This window comes from Sphingomonas adhaesiva (assembly GCF_002374855.1).
GTDB classification, from domain to species: domain Bacteria; phylum Pseudomonadota; class Alphaproteobacteria; order Sphingomonadales; family Sphingomonadaceae; genus Sphingomonas; species Sphingomonas adhaesiva.
In genome coordinates, this window is record NZ_NWVC01000004.1 from 1 (window position 1) to 15,300 (window position 15,300).

Sequence of the window (15,300 nt, forward strand, 5' to 3'; positions counted from 1 at the left end):
TCTCGAGGCGGCGCTGGTCCGAATGCGAAACTTTAATGGAGATACCGGGGCGCATGTCCCGGACTCGCATACCAACCCGTCCGGGGGGAATCCCTAATCGGACTCAACCGTCAGGTTCTATCCACTAGGTGGCGGGGTTATTTTGAAGGAAAGCTGACTTTCGAAGCTCGATCCAAAGGAGATCGGGCGCCGACCAACCCGCACAAGAAACGCCGATGTCTCCCCGTATCCATCTCTAGATTGCGTCGCGATAGAAGAATTCTATCATCACTTATGGCAGGGAGATGTATGCGACAGCCGTTATTGCGATCGAGCTTACTAAAGCGCTGGCCAGGGATCATAACGCTGCTTAGGGCATGGGCCAGTTTGTGGTGCTTGAACTATCCCGGTATAATCGATCGTTGTTTTCGATTTGCGGAGATGCTGATTATCATTTCATTGGTAACAGTGCTCCTCGGAGCCGTTGGGTCGCGACTGGAGATCCCCTTCCAAATAATTTCTTCTCTGGCGGCGAGTCTGTATTTGATTATCCCGTTAGGGAGTTGGTTCGTATCGATTGGATCAATCCGTAGGAGTAAGTATAGGCGGGTGTATTCCGCCATTTTATCTATACTCCATGCGCCTTTGGTGGTCCTATATACCGCGACGCTATCTTCAATGTTACTGGCGACGGTTGACATTGACAGGGAAAAAATAAGGGAAAAGTACTTTGAGGCAGAGCGTCGCCAGTTAACGGCCGGGTGCGTCAGCGTTAACCGATATGTCAGTTATGAAACGATGAAAAAGAATTGCGGCTTGAGACCTCCGCCGCAGATACCGGCTTTGCCATCACGTCAGTGAATGGTCGCAGTTGGCGAAACCCGTTAATCCACAAAGTGCGCGGTTGCGGCCCGGCGCATTTCTGGCGACTGATGCCCGCCCGTCACCCAGACAGCGCCACCGGTTCCTTTGCCGACAGCAGCCAGTCGAGCGCCTCGCCGTGGGTGGCGACGAAGCGGGTGAAGGACGGGTCGAAGATGCGGCGGAGCTGGAGGCGGGCCAGCATCGCGCCGGTCACGATCGCCACCGCGCGGGCGCGCGTCATGGTCGGCAGATGCCCGGCGATCGCGGCGATGGTGTCGGGCGCCTGGACCGGGCTTTGCGACACGTCGATGATGAGCCCGTAGCGTTCCAGCTGCGCCTCCGTGACCCGCGCGGTCAGGTCGCCGGCCAGCCGCTCGACGCTGTCGGCGGTCAGCATGCCGGTCACGTCGAGGCGAATCAGCGCATGAGTGCGGTCTACGACGATCTTGTACATCAGCCCCCCCGGTTTGCGCGCACCATGGCGGCGAAATGTTGAGGAGCGGTTGCCGACGTGCCGGATGTTGATCGTTTGTAACTGATTTCAGACGTTTTTCATCGACCGCGCCTCGCCGCGCCGCGCGTCACGGCAGCGTGTCGATCCAGCCGGGCAGGTCGGCGAGGCGCGTGAGCTGGCGGAAGCGCGGATGGTCGGCGGGTGTGGCGGCGGCTTCGTGGCTCCATGCCAGCGGCTGCGGGATGAACGCGCCCCACGCGCCCGCCTCCAGCGCCGGCAGGATGTCCGAACGCATCGAGTCGCCGGCCATCACCGCGCGATCGGGCGCACAGCCGTAGCGGTGGAAGACGCGCACGAACGTGTCGGCATGCTTGTCGCTGACGATCTCCACCCCGGTGAACAGCTGCCCCAGCCCGGAGGCGGCGAGCTTCACTTCCTGGTGCAGCAGGTCGCCCTTGGTCACCAGCACCAGCTTCGCACGGTCCGCCAGCGCCGCCACCGTCTCTCCGATGCCGTCGAGCAACTCGACCGGATGGTCCAGCAGCGTGCGCCCGATATCGAGGATGCGCGCGACATGCCCCGCGGGCAGCGCGTCGCCGGCCAGTTCCAGCGCGGTTTCGATCATCGACAGCGTGAAGCTCTTCGCGCCATAGCCGTAGCGCTTGAGGTTGCGGATCTCCACCGCCTCCATCCGCGCGCGCGCCGCGGCATCGTCGGCATAGGGCGCGACCAGATCGGCGAACGCCTGCTCCGCCGCGGCGAAGAAGCGCATGTTGTGCCACAGCGTGTCGTCGGCATCGAGGCAGATGAGGTCGATCGGCATGGCGGCTGGCCATAGAGCGTCCGGGCGGGTGCGGAAAGTCCGCGGGCGGCGGGCCGGATCATTTCGCCGCCGCATATCGTTACGCACCCAACCAACAACCGTCGGGAGAGATTTTCGTGAAGGCCATCATCACCCTGACCGCCACGGCCGCCGTCGCGCTGTCGCTTGCGGCGTGCGACCGGAAGACCGGATCGACCACCGTCACCACCAATGCGGCGACCGGCGAGGTGTCCGCGACCAGCAGCGGCACGGGCGCGCAGCCGGTGAAGCTGGAGCCGGGAAAGTGGGAAATCCGCACGCAGGTGAGCGACCTGAAGATGAAGAACATGCCCAAGGGCGTCGGCGCCAACCCGCCGCCCGCGACGATGAGCGTGTGCATCACCCCCGAACAGGCCGCGAAGGGGCCGGAGGAGATGCTGAAGCAGGCCGGGTCGGACTGCACCGTCACCAGTTCCAGCTACACCGGGGGCAAGATGGAATCGGAGCTGACGTGCAAGATGCCCGGCGGCGGGACGATGCACGCCAGGACGAAGGGCACGTTCAGCAGCACCGCCTTCACCACCGACCAGCAGATGGAGATCACCGGCACGACCGAGATGTCGCAGAAGGTGCATAGCGAGGCCAAGCGCGTCGGCGCGTGCGACGCGGCGAAGTGAGGCACGGGCGGCCGGGGATCGTGCGGGTTCCCGGCCGTCAGAATTCGCGCACCACCCGCATCCCCATCGCCGGGCGGACGCGCTGGCCGGCCGTCTTTTCCGCGCCGCCGGTGACCTGCACGTTGACGTGCCGCGTCAGCCGCTGGTGGACCTGCGGGAACAGGCGGACGCGGCGTTGCGCGCCGCCCGCGACGTTCAGTTCCAGCCCCGCGACCGTGCCCGCCGCGACGTCGTAGAAGGCGGTGCTGTTGAGCAGCGGGACGTTGCGCCCGGCGGTGCGGCGCCATGCGATATCGTCCAGCCCGACCATCGTCATCATGCTCCACCGCGGCGAGAAGCGGTGCCCGGCCATGTAGAGCAGGCTGTTGCTGTAATGCCCGCTGTCGCGATCGTAGATGCCCAGATACTGGACGCCGTGCGCGCTGCGCCCGTCCGCTGACGCGCCGAACGCGGCTTGCAGCCCCAGTTTCAGCGCCTCCAGCCGGGCGCCGTTGAAGGGCAGTTCGAATTCCACCGCCTTGCCGTCGGCAAAGGCATATTCCAGTTCCGGCGCCCATTCCGCCTCGCGCGGGCGGAACGGCGACGGGGTGAGCGCCAGCGCGTTCACCTCCAGTTCCCCGCGCGCCGCGCCCAGCGGGCGCATCATGTCGAACACCATCGGTTCGGGGATGACCGGATAGCGGCTTTCCGCGGCGGCGGGCGCGGCGGCGATGCCCGCGAACAGGAGCGTGGCGACGGCGATGCGCATGGCGATGTTCCCGATGATGATAGGATCGGGCCAATCTAGCCCCCGCGGCGCGGCGCAGCGTGAACGCCGTGTGACATTGCGTTGCGGAAGGGCATTGCGGGGCGCGCCCTTTCGCGGGGCGGGCGGTGTGCCTACACCCCCCGGCATGACCGAATCCGACTTCATCGCGCGGCTGCGCACGTTGCCGCTGCACCCCGGCGCGCGCGGGCTGGCGGACGACGTGGCGGTGGTGGGCGGGTTGATCGTGACCAGCGATACGCTGGTGGAGGGGGTGCATTTCCTGCCCGGCGATCCGGCGGCGGACGTCGCGTGGAAGCTGGTGGCGACGAACCTGTCCGACCTGGCCGCCAAGGGGGCGGCGGTGGAGGGGGTGATGCTCAACTATCCGCTTCGCGATGCCGACTGGGATGCGGCGTTCCTCGACGGGCTGGCGGCGGTGCTGGGGGCGTATGACGTGGCGCTGATCGGCGGGGATACGGTGTCCTTGCCGGCGGGCGCGCCGCGCGTGCTGACGTTGACCGCGTTCGGGACCGCGTTCGGGACCGCGTTCGGGACCGAGTTCGGGCGCGATGCGCGCGCGCCGGCGCGGTCGGGCGCGCGGGTGGGCGACGCCCTGTGGGTGACGGGGACGATCGGCGGCGCGGGCGCGGGGCTGGCGATCGCGCGCGCCGGCACCGGCGACGCGGCATTGCTGGCGCGATACCGCCGCCCGGTGCCGCGGCTGGCGGAGGGGCGCGCGCTGGCGCCGCTGGTCCATGCGATGATGGACGTGTCCGACGGATTGCTGATCGATGCCGCGCGGATGGCGGCGGCGAGCGGCGTGGCGGTGACGGTCGCGCTGGACGCGGTGCCGCTGCCCGCCGGGGTGGACGACGCGCTGGCGGCGGCGACCGCGGGGGACGATTACGAGCTGCTGTTCGCCGCGCCGCCGGGGTTCGTGCCGCCGGTGCCCGCGACCCGCGTCGGCGCGTTCGCGGCGGGCGAGGGGCTGGCGCTGACCCGCGACGGGGCGGCGGTGCCGCTGCCGCGTCAGCTCGGGTTCCAGCATGGGTTGTCCGGCATGGGTTGCGCTGACCCCCGGGCATGATAGCCTCCACCCCTCGCGCGAGGCACCGGCGACAGACCGGGTCCGCGCCAACAGGAGGGATGTGAGGCATGACGACCGTCTACCTTGCCATCGTCTGCGGCCTGATCGCCGTACTCTATGGCTTCGCCACCAGCCGACAGGTGCTTGCCGCATCGCCGGGCAACGAACGGATGCAGGACATCGCCAGCGCCATCCAGGAGGGCGCGCGCGCGTATCTGAGCCGGCAATATACCACGATCGCGATCGTCGGCGTCATCGTCGCGGTGGTGCTGTGGGTGACGCTGGGGACGCTGTCGACGGTCGGGTTCGCGATCGGTGCGATCCTGTCGGGGGTCGCCGGGTTCGTCGGCATGAACATTTCCGTGCGCGCCAACGTGCGCACCGCGGAGGCGGCGCGCGGATCGTTGCAGGGCGGGCTGACCATGGCGTTCCGGTCCGGCGCGGTGACGGGGATGCTGGTCGCCGGGCTGGGGCTGCTCGCGATCGCGGGGTTCTTCTGGTACCTGACCGGTCCGGCCGGGCGGCTGCCCAACGACCGCGAGATCGTCGAGGCGCTGACCGCGCTGGCGTTCGGGGCGTCGCTGATCTCGATCTTCGCGCGGCTGGGCGGGGGCATCTTCACCAAGGCCGCCGACGTCGGCGCCGACCTGGTCGGCAAGGTGGAGGCGGGCATCCCGGAGGACGACCCGCGCAACCCCGCGGTCATCGCCGACAATGTCGGCGACAATGTCGGCGACTGCGCGGGCATGGCCGCCGACCTGTTCGAAACCTATGTCGTGACGCTGGGCGTGACGATGGTGTCGATCGCGCTGCTGATCCAGGCGGACGCGGCCGAGCTGATGCGGCTGATGAGCCTGCCGTTGATCGTCGGCGGCGTGTGCATCGTCACCTCGATCATCGGCACGTACATGGTCCGGCTGGGCGCCAGCGGATCGATCATGGGCGCGCTGTACAAGGGGTTCTGGACCTCCGCGATCCTGTCCGTCCCCGCGATCTGGTTCGCCACGCAGATGACGCTGGGCGACATGAACAAGGTGATCGGCGGCGCCGGCTTCCTGGACGAGGGCGCCGATACCGCCACCGCGACCGCGGGATTCACCGGGCTGGACCTGTTCTGGTGCATGCTGATCGGGCTGGCGGTGACCGGGCTGATCGTGTGGATCACAGAATATTACACCGGCACCGCCTATCGCCCGGTCAAGTCGATCGCCAAGGCGAGCGAGACCGGGCATGGCACCAACGTGATCCAGGGGCTGGCGATCAGCCTGGAGGCAACGGCGCTGCCGACGCTGGTGATCGTCGTCGCGGTGGTGGCCGCGTACAAGCTGGCGGGGATCATCGGCATCGCCTTTTCCGCGACCTCCATGCTGGCGCTGGCGGGGATGGTCGTGGCGCTGGACGCTTATGGCCCGGTCACCGACAATGCCGGCGGCATCGCGGAGATGGCCGGGCTGGACGACGAGGTGCGGCACAAGACCGACGCGCTGGACGCGGTGGGCAACACCACCAAGGCGGTGACCAAGGGCTATGCGATCGGCTCGGCCGGGCTGGCGGCGCTGGTGCTGTTCGGCGCCTATACCACCGACCTCGAAACCTATTTCCCGGACCTGACGGTCGATTTCTCGCTGAGCAACCCGTACGTCATCGTCGGGCTGCTGCTCGGCGCGCTGCTGCCGTACCTGTTCGGCGCGTTCGGGATGACCGCGGTGGGCCGCGCGGCGGGCGCGGTGGTGGAGGAGGTGCGCGGGCAGTTCCGCGACAACCCCGGCATCATGGAAGGGACCAGCCGCCCCGATTACGCGCGCACCGTCGACCTGGTCACCCGCGCGGCGATCCGCGAGATGATCGTGCCCTCGCTGTTGCCGGTGCTGTCGCCGATCGCGCTGTATTTCATCGTGCGCGCGGTCGACGGGCAGGCGGCGGGCTTCGCCGCGCTGGGCGCGATGCTGCTGGGGGTGATCGTGTCGGGGCTGTTCGTCGCGCTGTCGATGACCAGCGGCGGCGGCGCGTGGGACAATGCCAAGAAGTATATCGAAGACGGCAACCACGGCGGCAAGGGATCGGAAGCGCACAAGGCCGCGGTGACCGGCGACACGGTGGGCGACCCGTACAAGGACACCGCCGGCCCGGCGGTGAACCCGATGATCAAGATCACCAACATCGTCGCGCTGCTGCTGCTGGCGGCGCTGGCGGCGAACGGGGGGTGAGGGGGAGCGTCCCCGGTGCGGCTGGCGTGCCGGGGACACCCGCCGATTGATCCGTAACGGCGCGACCGGCACGGTCGCCGCCATAATGGCGCAAGAGAGACGCGCGTCTGTCCGACATCCGCGCTGAAATGCGTGCATGGCCGCATCCTCCAACCGCCCCGCCAATCACCTGTATTACGGTGACAACCTCGACGTCCTGCGCCGCGAGATCGCGGACGGCAGCGTCGACCTGGTCTATCTCGACCCGCCGTTCAATTCGAACGCCAACTATAACATCCTGTTCAAATCGCCGACGGGTGCTGCCGCTGATGCACAGGTCGAGGTGTTTGGGGACACATGGAAATGGACGGATGCATCCGAGATTGCGTTCGATGAGGTAAGATACAGCGGCAATTTGCGTGCATTTGAGCTTTTGCGTGCGATGCGGACGTTTCTTGGCGATAACGACATGATGGCGTATTTGTCGATGATGGCGATCCGGATGATCGAAATTCATCGAAAACTGAAAGAAACGGGAAGTGTATTCCTCCACTGCGATCCGACGGCTAGCCATTACCTGAAGCTTCTGCTCGATGCGGTCTTCGGAGCGCGTCGTTACCGCAATGAGATCATATGGTGCTACACCGGACCAGGATCGCCAGGGATGAGGCAGTTCATGCGTAAACATGACGTGATTTTCTGGTTTAACAAGGGTGATAGCTGGACCTTTAATGGGGACGCCGTGCGCGTGGCGCACAGTCCGAAGACACGCGAGAATTACAAGCCCGGCCTTACTGGCTCGGGATTTGTCGGGGCGGATCACGTAATCCACGAGCGAGGCAAGATTCCGGAAGATTATTGGACTTACGCGATTGCGCCGCGGGGTAGGGAGTATCTGGGCTACCCCACCCAAAAGCCCGTGGCCTTGCTCGAACGGATCATCGCGGCGTCGTCCAACGAGGGCGATGTGGTGCTCGATCCGTTCTGCGGGTGCGGGACGGCGGTGCATGCGGCGCAGAAGCTGGGGCGGCAGTGGATCGGGATCGACGTGACGCATCTGGCGATCTCGCTGATCGAGAAGCGGATGCAGGCGGCGTTTCCGGGCGTCGCCTTTACGGTGGAGGGGACGCCCAAGGATCTGGAATCGGCGATGGATCTGGCGCGGCGCGACAAATACCAGTTCCAGTGGTGGGCGGTGTCGATGGTCGATGCGATGCCATACGGTGGGAGGAAGAAGGGCGCCGACGGCGGGGTCGACGGCATCATCTACTTCAAGCCGGACGGGAAGCGGACCGAACGGGCGATCGTCTCGGTCAAGGGCGGCGACAATGTCGGTGTCGGGATGATCCGCGACCTGCATTCCGCGATGGAGCGCGAGAAGGCGCCGGCGGGCATCTTCCTGTGCAAGGCGACGCCGACCGGGGCGATGGAAAAGGAAGCCGCCGCGGTCGGACGGTTCGCCGCGGCGGCGACCGGCAAGACCTATCCGCGGCTCCAGATCATCACACTGGCCGAGCTGTTCCGCGGGAAGACCCCCGACCTGCCGCTGGTTGATCCGACCGCCGCTTTCCGCCGCGCCGCGCGGGAGGATACCGCGCGGCAGGCGTCGCTGTTCTGAACGGCCCCTTGCGCGGCCGGCGCGCGCTCGCCATCTTTCGTCGTGACGCGCGGGGAACGCCGGCAGCGCGCCCGCATGATGCGGCGCGCGCTTGCCTTCCCTTTTGCCGCCATCTGGGCTATGGTGCCGCGCATTGAACGCGAAAGAGACACCGTTTGGCGAAAGAAGAACTTCTCGAGATGCGCGGGCAGGTAGTGGAACTGCTGCCCAATGCGATGTTCCGTGTCCGGCTCGAAAACGACCATGAGATCCTGGGGCATACCGCCGGCAAGATGCGCAAGAACCGCATCCGCGTGCTGGTGGGGGACGAGGTGCTGGTCGAACTGACCCCCTATGACCTGACCAAGGGGCGGATCACCTATCGCTTCATGCCCGGTCGCGGCGGCCCCGGCCCGTCCTGACGACGACCGTTCCGCCGGATCGGCACGATGCCGGCCGGCGGCATGACCGCGGGTCACCCATGACGACGCTCGTCCTCGCTTCTTCCTCCCCGCGCCGCCGCGACCTGCTGGCGCGGATCGGCGTGGTGCCCGCGCGCATCCATTCCCCTGACATCGACGAGACGCCGCACCCGCGCGAGCTGCCGCGCGCCTATGCGCTGCGGCTGGCGGAGGAGAAGGCGCGCGCGGTGCCGCGCGCGGCGGGCGAGGCGGTGCTGGCGGGGGACACGACGATCGCGGTGGGGCGGCGCATCCTGCCCCCGGCGGAGAGCGAGGCCGTGCAGCGCGACCTGCTGCGGCTGCTGTCCGGGCGGCGGCACCATGCGCTGTCGGCGGTGTGCGTGATCGCGCCCGACGGGGCGGTGCGCACCCGGCTGGCCGATACGATCGTCGCGTTCAAGCCGCTGTCGGACGTCGAGATCGACGCCTATGTCGCGTGCGGCGAGGGGCTGGGCAAGGCGGGCGGCTATGCGATCCAGGGACGCGCGGAGGCGTTCGTGCGCTTCCTGCACGGCAGCCATTCGGGGGTGATCGGCCTACCGCTGTTCGAGACGCGCGCGTTGCTGGCGGCGGCGGGCATCCTGCTTGGCTGAATGGCTGTATGAGGACGGGGTGGGCGAGGCGCGCGCCGCGCTGGTCGCCGACGACCGTATCGTGGCCGCGCGGATCGAACTGCCCGACACGCTGCGCGTCGGCACGGTGGCGCGCGCGCGGCTGACCGAGCGGATGGTCGCGACGCTGGACGACGGGCGCGAGGTGATGCTGGACCGCGCGCCGCCCGGCGTGACGCTGGGCGCGGCGCTGACCGTCGAGGTGGTGCGCGAGGCGATCCCGGAGCCGGGCCGTGCCAAGCGCGCCCGCGCGCGGGCGAGCGATGCCGCCCCGGCCCCCGGCCCCGATTTGCTGGCGCGGATCGCCGCCACCGGGCATCCCGTGCGCCACCTGCGCGCGCATGAGGCGGATGCGCTGGAGGCGGCGGGCTGGTCAGAGGTGCTGGAGGAGGCATCGGGGGGCGAGATCGCGTTCGCGGGCGGCATGCTGCGGCTGTCGCCGACCCCGGCGATGACGCTGTTCGACGTCGACGGCGACATGGCCGGCGAGGCGCTGGCGGTGCGCGCGGCGACCGCGGCGGCGCTGGCGATCCGCCGCCACGGCATCGGCGGGTCGATCGGCATCGACTTCCCGACCGTGACCGGCAAGGCCGCGCGCCAGGCGGTGGCGGCGGCGATCGACGCCGCGCTGCCGCCGCCGTTCGAACGCACCGCGGTCAACGGCTTCGGCTTCCTGCAGATCGTGCGCCCGCGCCCGCGCGCGTCGCTGCCCGAACGGCTGCGCGACGATCCCGTCGGCGCGGCGGCGCGGGCCGCGCTGCGCCTGATCGAGCGGACGCCGGTGTCGGCGCCGGCGCGCTTCCGCCTGCCCGATGCGGTGCGCGCGCGGATCGAGGCGACGCCGGCATGGATCGGGGCGATCGTGCGCCGGACGGGTCGCGCCCCCATATTCGACCGATGACGAAACGCTGCCCGATCTGCGCCGCGCCGGCCGTGCGCGATCATGCCCCCTTCTGTTCGCGCGGCTGCGCGAGCCGCGACCTCTTGCGCTGGCTGGAGGAGGGCTATCGCCTGCCCGGTGCGCCCGCCGATCCGGAAATGATCGACGCGGCGGGTGCGGAGGGGCTGGACAGGCGCCGCGACACCGATTAGGGACCGCGCCTCATCGCTGTTCGCGATATGCCCAAGTAGCTCAGTTGGTAGAGCATGCGACTGAAAATCGCAGTGTCGGTGGTTCGATCCCGCCCTTGGGCACCATTTTCCCACATCGTCGTCGTGCAACGCCGCACACCGCGGGGGTGACGGCGGGACGCGCACGCACGCGCCCCGCCGTTCGGGGTCAGACCAGCGCGAATTCGTCGAACTTGATCGGATCGCGCGCCGGATAGCGCGTGTCGAACGCGTAGCTGCTGATCGTTCCCGTGCCGGTGTCGAGGATGCTGTAGGCGGTGATGTCGTTGCTCGACACGAACGGCACCGAGGTGGTCGACCCGGCCAGCTCGACCATCGGCTGACGCAGCGAGGGAAAGATCGCCGCGCGGTCGTGCGGGTCGCCTTCGCGCGGATAATCGTCCTGGTTCCAGGTGAAGGAGGTGCCCGAGGGCGATCCGGCCGCGGGCACCGCGGTACGGCGCGGCGCCAGGTTTTCGACATAGGCGCCGTAGCTGTTCCCGACGTTCGACGTCTCGATATAGTTGAGCGTCCCGACCTTCGACCGGCACCACAGGTGCGAATGGCCGACATGGACCAGCTGCACCCCCGCGCCGATCAGCAGCGGTTCGATGTCGCTGCGCCACAGGTCCTGCGACAGCGGATAATCGTATTTCACGAAGCGCATCCGCCCGGCATCGACGATCGGCTGGATCTGCGTGTTCCAGGTCGTCGCGTCGATCGGGAAGGGGATCGGCCCCAGGGTGCGGACCGCGCCGCCCGCGTCGGCATATTCGAAGCTGGCCTGCGTCTGCGCCATGACGGGCACGGCATTGTCGCCCAGCCCGAACACCGACTGGTGGACCATCACCACCTTGTACCTGGCGGTGCGGAACGCCTCGCTGGCCAGCACGCCCTGCAGCCAGGCATATTGGCGCGATCCCTTCGCGAAGGGATGGAACTGGAAGTCGCCGAAGCCCCATTCGGCGGGCTTGTTCATCGATGCGGTCGCTTCGGACAGCTTGCCGCGCCCGGTCGCCCCCCAGCTGCGCCAGATGCGGTTGCCGTCCATCGCGATCAGGAACAGGTCGCCGATCCGCTGCGCATAGTAGCGTCCGCCCCCCGGCCCCTGCGGCAGGGTGAAGATTTCGTTGTAGGAGACGATCTCGAACGAATTGTCCTGGATCCAGCGTTCGCGGATCGCATCGCTGCCCGACGGGTTCACGGTCGCCTTGACCTTCTCATAGGCGATTTCGGCATACCAGCGCGGCTGCGGATCGTTGAACATGGTGTTGAGCGTGTTGGCCGCGTTCCAGCGCCCCGAATATTCGTGATTGCCCAGGATCGGATAGATCCAGCCGTTCTGGAGCAGCGCGCCGCCGGTATAGGTGGAGGTCGGCTGCCATTTTCGCATCGTCCCCTGCAACGCGCCGAAGAACGGCGGCAGGTTGAGGACGCTGTTGTCGAACCATTCCGACGCGCGATTGGGCACGTTGACCAGATCGCCGGCGAAGAAGATGCCGTCGATCGGCCCCTGCGTTTCGAACACGCGTTCGTAATTGGCGGAGGCCATCTTCTTGAGCTGGAGGTCCGAGGTCAGCAGGATGCGCGTCTTCTGCCCGGCGGCGGGCAGCGGCTGGAGCGTCGCCTCGCCGCTGCGCATCGTCTTCACCCCGTCGTTGCTGATCGCGACATAGGGGATGCGCTCGCCCGGCTTCAGCCCGGTGACCAGCGCCTCGTGCTTCCAGATGTCGCGCTGCGTCAGGCCGGTGTAGCTGCGCCCCGCGACGGTCGAGGCGGCATCCTCGTACATGCGCGACAGCGGGGTGGAGGTGGCGGCGACCTGTGCGCCGAAATTCGCGCCGTAGCGCACGGCGTGGTCGCGGCCCTTGAACTCGGTGAACCACACGACGCGCACCGAATCGGCGGTCGGCAGCTGGAGCATCGGTTCGCTGAGCACCAGCGGCTCGCTGGCGAAGGCGGCGGTCGGCAGCGGGGCGGCGGTGGGCGTGGGGGAGGGCGCGGGCGCCGGGGCGGCGTTGTCGCCGTCGCCGTCGCATGCCGCGACCATCCCGCTGCCCGCCGTCGCGATCGCCAGCAGGCTGGCGCGGCGCGTGAATTCCCGTCTGTTCATGTCGTGCCCCCCGGTTGAGTGCCGGAACGGTGGGACATTGACTCTACATTGGCATGAAGTTTCGATGACGTCGCAATGTCACCGTCATGTCGAAGCGTTGCCGTCCCACGCCGCGACCAGCGCCTCGCCCGTTTCGGGGCGCAGGGTGAAGATGCCGCTGTCGGCGTGGCGGGTTGGGTGGACGCGGTTGGTCAGCAGCGTCCACGCCAGCCCGCGGTCGTGATCGACCCACAGGCCGGTGCCGGTGAAGCCGGTATGGCCGATCGTGCCGGGGGAACAGGCCTGGCCGCCCGACCAGCCGGGGTGGCGGATTTCCCAGCCGTGGGTGCGGTGCCCCTCCACCGGGGTGCGGATCGCGTCCAGCATCGCGGGCGACGCGCCGCTGCCGTCGAGCAGCCCGCGCGCGAAGTCGAGGACGCCGTCGACCGTCCCGAACAGCCCGGCATGGCCGGTGCGCCCGCCCATCGCGAAGCAATTTTCGTCATGCACCTCGCCCTGGAGGACGCGGCCGCGCCACGCGCAATGTTCGGTGGCGACGGCGGGGCCGGGGGGCGGTCCCCAGCTCAGCCCCGCGCCCAGCGGCTGTGCGTCGAGGCCGGCGCCGGTCAGCCGCTCCACCACGATGCCCAGCAAGATGAAGTTGATGTCCGAATAGACCGGCGGCCCGTGGCGCCATTCGCGCTGGAGGACGAACGCGCGCAGCCGGGCCGGATCGTCGCCATAGGTGTAGATCGGTTCCACCGCGGGCAGGAAGGTGCGGTGGACCAGGCAGTCGCGGAACGTCAGGCGGCGTTCGGGCGCGCCGGCGACGTCATACTGGCGCAGGTCGGGGATGGCGTCGGTCAGCGGGCGGTCGAGGTCGAGGCGCCCTTCGTCCGCCAGTCGCAGGACGAAGCTGGTGGTGGCGATCACCTTGCTGACCGAGGCGAGGTCGAACCAGTGGGCCGTGGTCAGCGGCTCGGGCGTCGGCACGCGCCGCGCCAGCCCGGTGCAGCGCACCGCGCGGCGCCCGTCGGCGGTGACGAGGCCCAGGATCGCGCCGGGGATGCGCGCGGCATCGACATAGGCGCGCGCGGGCGCGAAGGCGGCGTCGGCGATGGTATCGAGGTCGGTCATGCGTGATCCTCCGGCCGGGCGACGACGCGCGCCAGCAACGGCAGCAGCGGAATGGCGGCCAGGCTGACGAACCCGGACAGCAGGAAGAAGCCGTCATAGCCGATCGCGCCGACCATCGTCCCGCCCGCGCCCGCCAGGAGCCGCGGCAACAGGAAGGCGAAGCCGGTCAGGAACGCATATTGCGCGCCCGGATAGCGCGGGTTCACCAGCAGCGAGAGATAGACGACGAACACCGCGCCGGCAAAGCCGTTGCCGAACTGGTCGGCGGCGGTGGAGACGTACAGCAGGGCTTCGTCGACGCGCTGATGCGCGAGCCACACGAAGCCGAAATTGCCCGCCGCGGCGACGACCGCGCCCAGCGCGAGCAGCCAGGTCATCCGCCAGCGCGTCGCCAGCCAGCCGCCCAGCCCGACGCCCGCCATGCTGGCGACCAGCGCGACCAGGCTGTCGGCGCGGCCGATCTGCGTCAGCGAATAGCCCAGCCCCTTGATCATCGGTTTCGACAGGTTGAGCGCCAGCACGTCGCCCATCCGGTACAGCGACACGAACGCCATCAGCAGCAGCGCCGCGCCGCCGTAGCGCCAGAAGAAATCGACATAGGGGCCGAGCACCGTCGAGGTGCGCAGTCGCGACGTCGGCGGTGCGTTGCGGATCCACGGCAGCGCCGCGCCCATCGCCAGGAACGGCACCATGCACAGGACGAGGACATAGGGCGTCACGTTGCTGCCCGCGCCGATCCCCAGCCCCGCGGCGGCCGACAGCGCGGCCCAGCCGACCGCGGCGGTCAGCAGCGCGGCGGCGCCGAGGATGACGAGGCTGGCGACCAGCCCGGTGGCCAGGGCCACCCAGCGCCCGCCGCCGCCCCCTTCGCCGTCCGGGCGCATCGCGACCAGCAGCGGGAAGGGCAGGAACGCCGCGACCGCGATCAGCAGATAGGCCGCGACCCAGCCCGCGCCGTCGGCGACGATCAGCGCCCCCGATCCCGCCGCGACCATCGCGGTGCGATAGCCCCACAGGTTCGCCGCGACGATCGGCCCCTGTTCGTCCTGCGTCGGATACAGTTCGATGCGCCAGGCGTCAGCGGCGACCTCCAGCGTGGTCGTCCAGAAGGCGAGCAGCACCGCGAACAGCGCGGTGACCGCCAGGCTGGCATCGCCCGCGGTCAGCGCCATCGCGATCATCGCGGAGAAGATGCCGAGCTGCGCCAGCATGATCCAGCCGCGCCGCTTGCCCCAGAACCGCCCGAAGCCGGGGATCGAGTAGCGATCGAGCAGCGGCGCCCAGACGAACTTGAGCGTCGGCAGCAGTTGCACCCAGGCGAAGAAGCCGATCACCGCCAACGCGACGCCATGCGCCTGCAACCGCAGCGTCAGCACGGTCGAGAACATGTAGAAGGGCAGTCCCGCCGCAAACCCCAGCAGCGCGTACAGCGCCATGCCGCGCGGATCGCGGGGGCGGGGCGTGTCGGCAGGTACGGGCGCGGCGTCGGTCATCG

The 15,300-nt window shown here is 68.5% G+C and carries 14 protein-coding genes and 1 tRNA gene; 9 read left to right on the forward strand and 6 right to left on the reverse strand.

Annotated elements, in window-relative coordinates:
- Positions 1-922: 922 nt before the first annotated feature.
- Positions 923-1,297 (reverse strand): hypothetical protein, encoded by a 375-nt coding sequence (locus COA07_RS09795; protein WP_066712891.1) that lies wholly within the window; start codon positions 1,295-1,297, stop codon positions 923-925.
- Between the two features lie 127 nt (positions 1,298-1,424).
- On the reverse strand, positions 1,425-2,120 hold the full coding sequence (locus tag COA07_RS09800; RefSeq protein ID WP_066712893.1) for an HAD family hydrolase: 696 nt from the start codon (positions 2,118-2,120) through the stop codon (positions 1,425-1,427).
- A 116-nt stretch (positions 2,121-2,236) separates the two neighbouring features.
- Between COA07_RS09800 and COA07_RS09805 the strand changes: the two genes are divergently transcribed.
- Positions 2,237-2,776 carry a DUF3617 domain-containing protein gene (locus COA07_RS09805; protein ID WP_066712895.1) on the forward strand — a complete coding sequence of 180 codons (540 nt, stop codon included), beginning with the start codon at positions 2,237-2,239 and terminating at the stop codon, positions 2,774-2,776.
- 37 nt (positions 2,777-2,813) lie between these two features.
- Here the strand turns inward: COA07_RS09805 and COA07_RS09810 are convergent, their stop codons facing one another.
- Positions 2,814-3,524 carry a hypothetical protein gene (locus COA07_RS09810; RefSeq protein ID WP_245842103.1) on the reverse strand — a complete coding sequence of 237 codons (711 nt, stop codon included), beginning with the start codon at positions 3,522-3,524 and terminating at the stop codon, positions 2,814-2,816.
- A gap of 145 nt (positions 3,525-3,669) precedes the next feature.
- Between COA07_RS09810 and thiL the strand changes: the two genes are divergently transcribed.
- From thiL to COA07_RS09850, 8 genes are all read left to right on the forward strand, one after another.
- A complete protein-coding gene (thiL, locus tag COA07_RS09815; protein ID WP_096640923.1) occupies positions 3,670-4,611 on the forward strand; it encodes a thiamine-phosphate kinase in 942 nt (313 codons plus the stop codon).
- A 68-nt stretch (positions 4,612-4,679) separates the two neighbouring features.
- On the forward strand, positions 4,680-6,818 hold the full coding sequence (locus COA07_RS09820; protein WP_066712432.1) for a sodium-translocating pyrophosphatase: 2,139 nt from the start codon (positions 4,680-4,682) through the stop codon (positions 6,816-6,818).
- 136 nt (positions 6,819-6,954) lie between these two features.
- Positions 6,955-8,415, forward strand: a complete 1,461-nt coding sequence (locus tag COA07_RS09825; protein ID WP_066712429.1) for a DNA methyltransferase — start codon at positions 6,955-6,957, stop codon at positions 8,413-8,415.
- A 155-nt stretch (positions 8,416-8,570) separates the two neighbouring features.
- On the forward strand, positions 8,571-8,816 hold the full coding sequence (gene infA / locus COA07_RS09830; RefSeq protein WP_022685627.1) for a translation initiation factor IF-1: 246 nt from the start codon (positions 8,571-8,573) through the stop codon (positions 8,814-8,816).
- Between the two features lie 59 nt (positions 8,817-8,875).
- Positions 8,876-9,448 carry a Maf family protein gene (locus tag COA07_RS09835; RefSeq protein ID WP_066712425.1) on the forward strand — a complete coding sequence of 191 codons (573 nt, stop codon included), beginning with the start codon at positions 8,876-8,878 and terminating at the stop codon, positions 9,446-9,448.
- A complete protein-coding gene (locus COA07_RS09840) occupies positions 9,441-10,367 on the forward strand; it encodes a ribonuclease (protein WP_096640925.1) in 927 nt (308 codons plus the stop codon). The genes COA07_RS09835 and COA07_RS09840 overlap by 8 nt, the downstream gene beginning before the upstream one ends.
- On the forward strand, positions 10,364-10,558 hold the full coding sequence (locus COA07_RS09845) for a DNA gyrase inhibitor YacG (RefSeq protein WP_066714039.1): 195 nt from the start codon (positions 10,364-10,366) through the stop codon (positions 10,556-10,558). The genes COA07_RS09840 and COA07_RS09845 overlap by 4 nt, the downstream gene beginning before the upstream one ends.
- A gap of 29 nt (positions 10,559-10,587) precedes the next feature.
- Positions 10,588-10,663, forward strand: a tRNA-Phe gene (locus COA07_RS09850).
- 82 nt (positions 10,664-10,745) lie between these two features.
- Here the strand turns inward: COA07_RS09850 and COA07_RS09855 are convergent.
- From COA07_RS09855 to COA07_RS09865, 3 genes are all read right to left on the reverse strand, one after another.
- Entirely contained in the window at positions 10,746-12,689 is a 1,944-nt protein-coding gene (locus COA07_RS09855; RefSeq protein WP_066711510.1) for a fibronectin type III domain-containing protein, read from the reverse strand.
- Between the two features lie 84 nt (positions 12,690-12,773).
- Positions 12,774-13,805, reverse strand: a complete 1,032-nt coding sequence (locus tag COA07_RS09860; protein WP_066711509.1) for a serine hydrolase domain-containing protein — start codon at positions 13,803-13,805, stop codon at positions 12,774-12,776.
- Positions 13,802-15,298, reverse strand: coding sequence for an MFS transporter (locus COA07_RS09865; protein WP_245842104.1), 1,497 nt, complete (start codon positions 15,296-15,298; stop codon positions 13,802-13,804). The genes COA07_RS09860 and COA07_RS09865 overlap by 4 nt, the downstream gene beginning before the upstream one ends.
- Positions 15,299-15,300 lie beyond the last annotated feature (2 nt).

Coding starts and splice junctions, on each gene's coding strand:
- COA07_RS09795 (WP_066712891.1), bottom strand. CDS start 1,297: ATGTACAAGATCGTCGTAGACCGCACTCATGCGCTGATTCGCCTCGAC.
- COA07_RS09800 (WP_066712893.1), bottom strand. CDS start 2,120: ATGCCGATCGACCTCATCTGCCTCGATGCCGACGACACGCTGTGGCAC.
- COA07_RS09810 (WP_245842103.1), bottom strand. CDS start 3,524: ATGCGCATCGCCGTCGCCACGCTCCTGTTCGCGGGCATCGCCGCCGCG.
- thiL (WP_096640923.1), top strand. CDS start 3,670: ATGACCGAATCCGACTTCATCGCGCGGCTGCGCACGTTGCCGCTGCAC.
- COA07_RS09820 (WP_066712432.1), top strand. CDS start 4,680: ATGACGACCGTCTACCTTGCCATCGTCTGCGGCCTGATCGCCGTACTC.
- COA07_RS09825 (WP_066712429.1), top strand. CDS start 6,955: ATGGCCGCATCCTCCAACCGCCCCGCCAATCACCTGTATTACGGTGAC.
- COA07_RS09835 (WP_066712425.1), top strand. CDS start 8,876: ATGACGACGCTCGTCCTCGCTTCTTCCTCCCCGCGCCGCCGCGACCTG.
- COA07_RS09845 (WP_066714039.1), top strand. CDS start 10,364: ATGACGAAACGCTGCCCGATCTGCGCCGCGCCGGCCGTGCGCGATCAT.
- COA07_RS09855 (WP_066711510.1), bottom strand. CDS start 12,689: ATGAACAGACGGGAATTCACGCGCCGCGCCAGCCTGCTGGCGATCGCG.
- COA07_RS09860 (WP_066711509.1), bottom strand. CDS start 13,805: ATGACCGACCTCGATACCATCGCCGACGCCGCCTTCGCGCCCGCGCGC.
- COA07_RS09865 (WP_245842104.1), bottom strand. CDS start 15,298: ATGACCGACGCCGCGCCCGTACCTGCCGACACGCCCCGCCCCCGCGAT.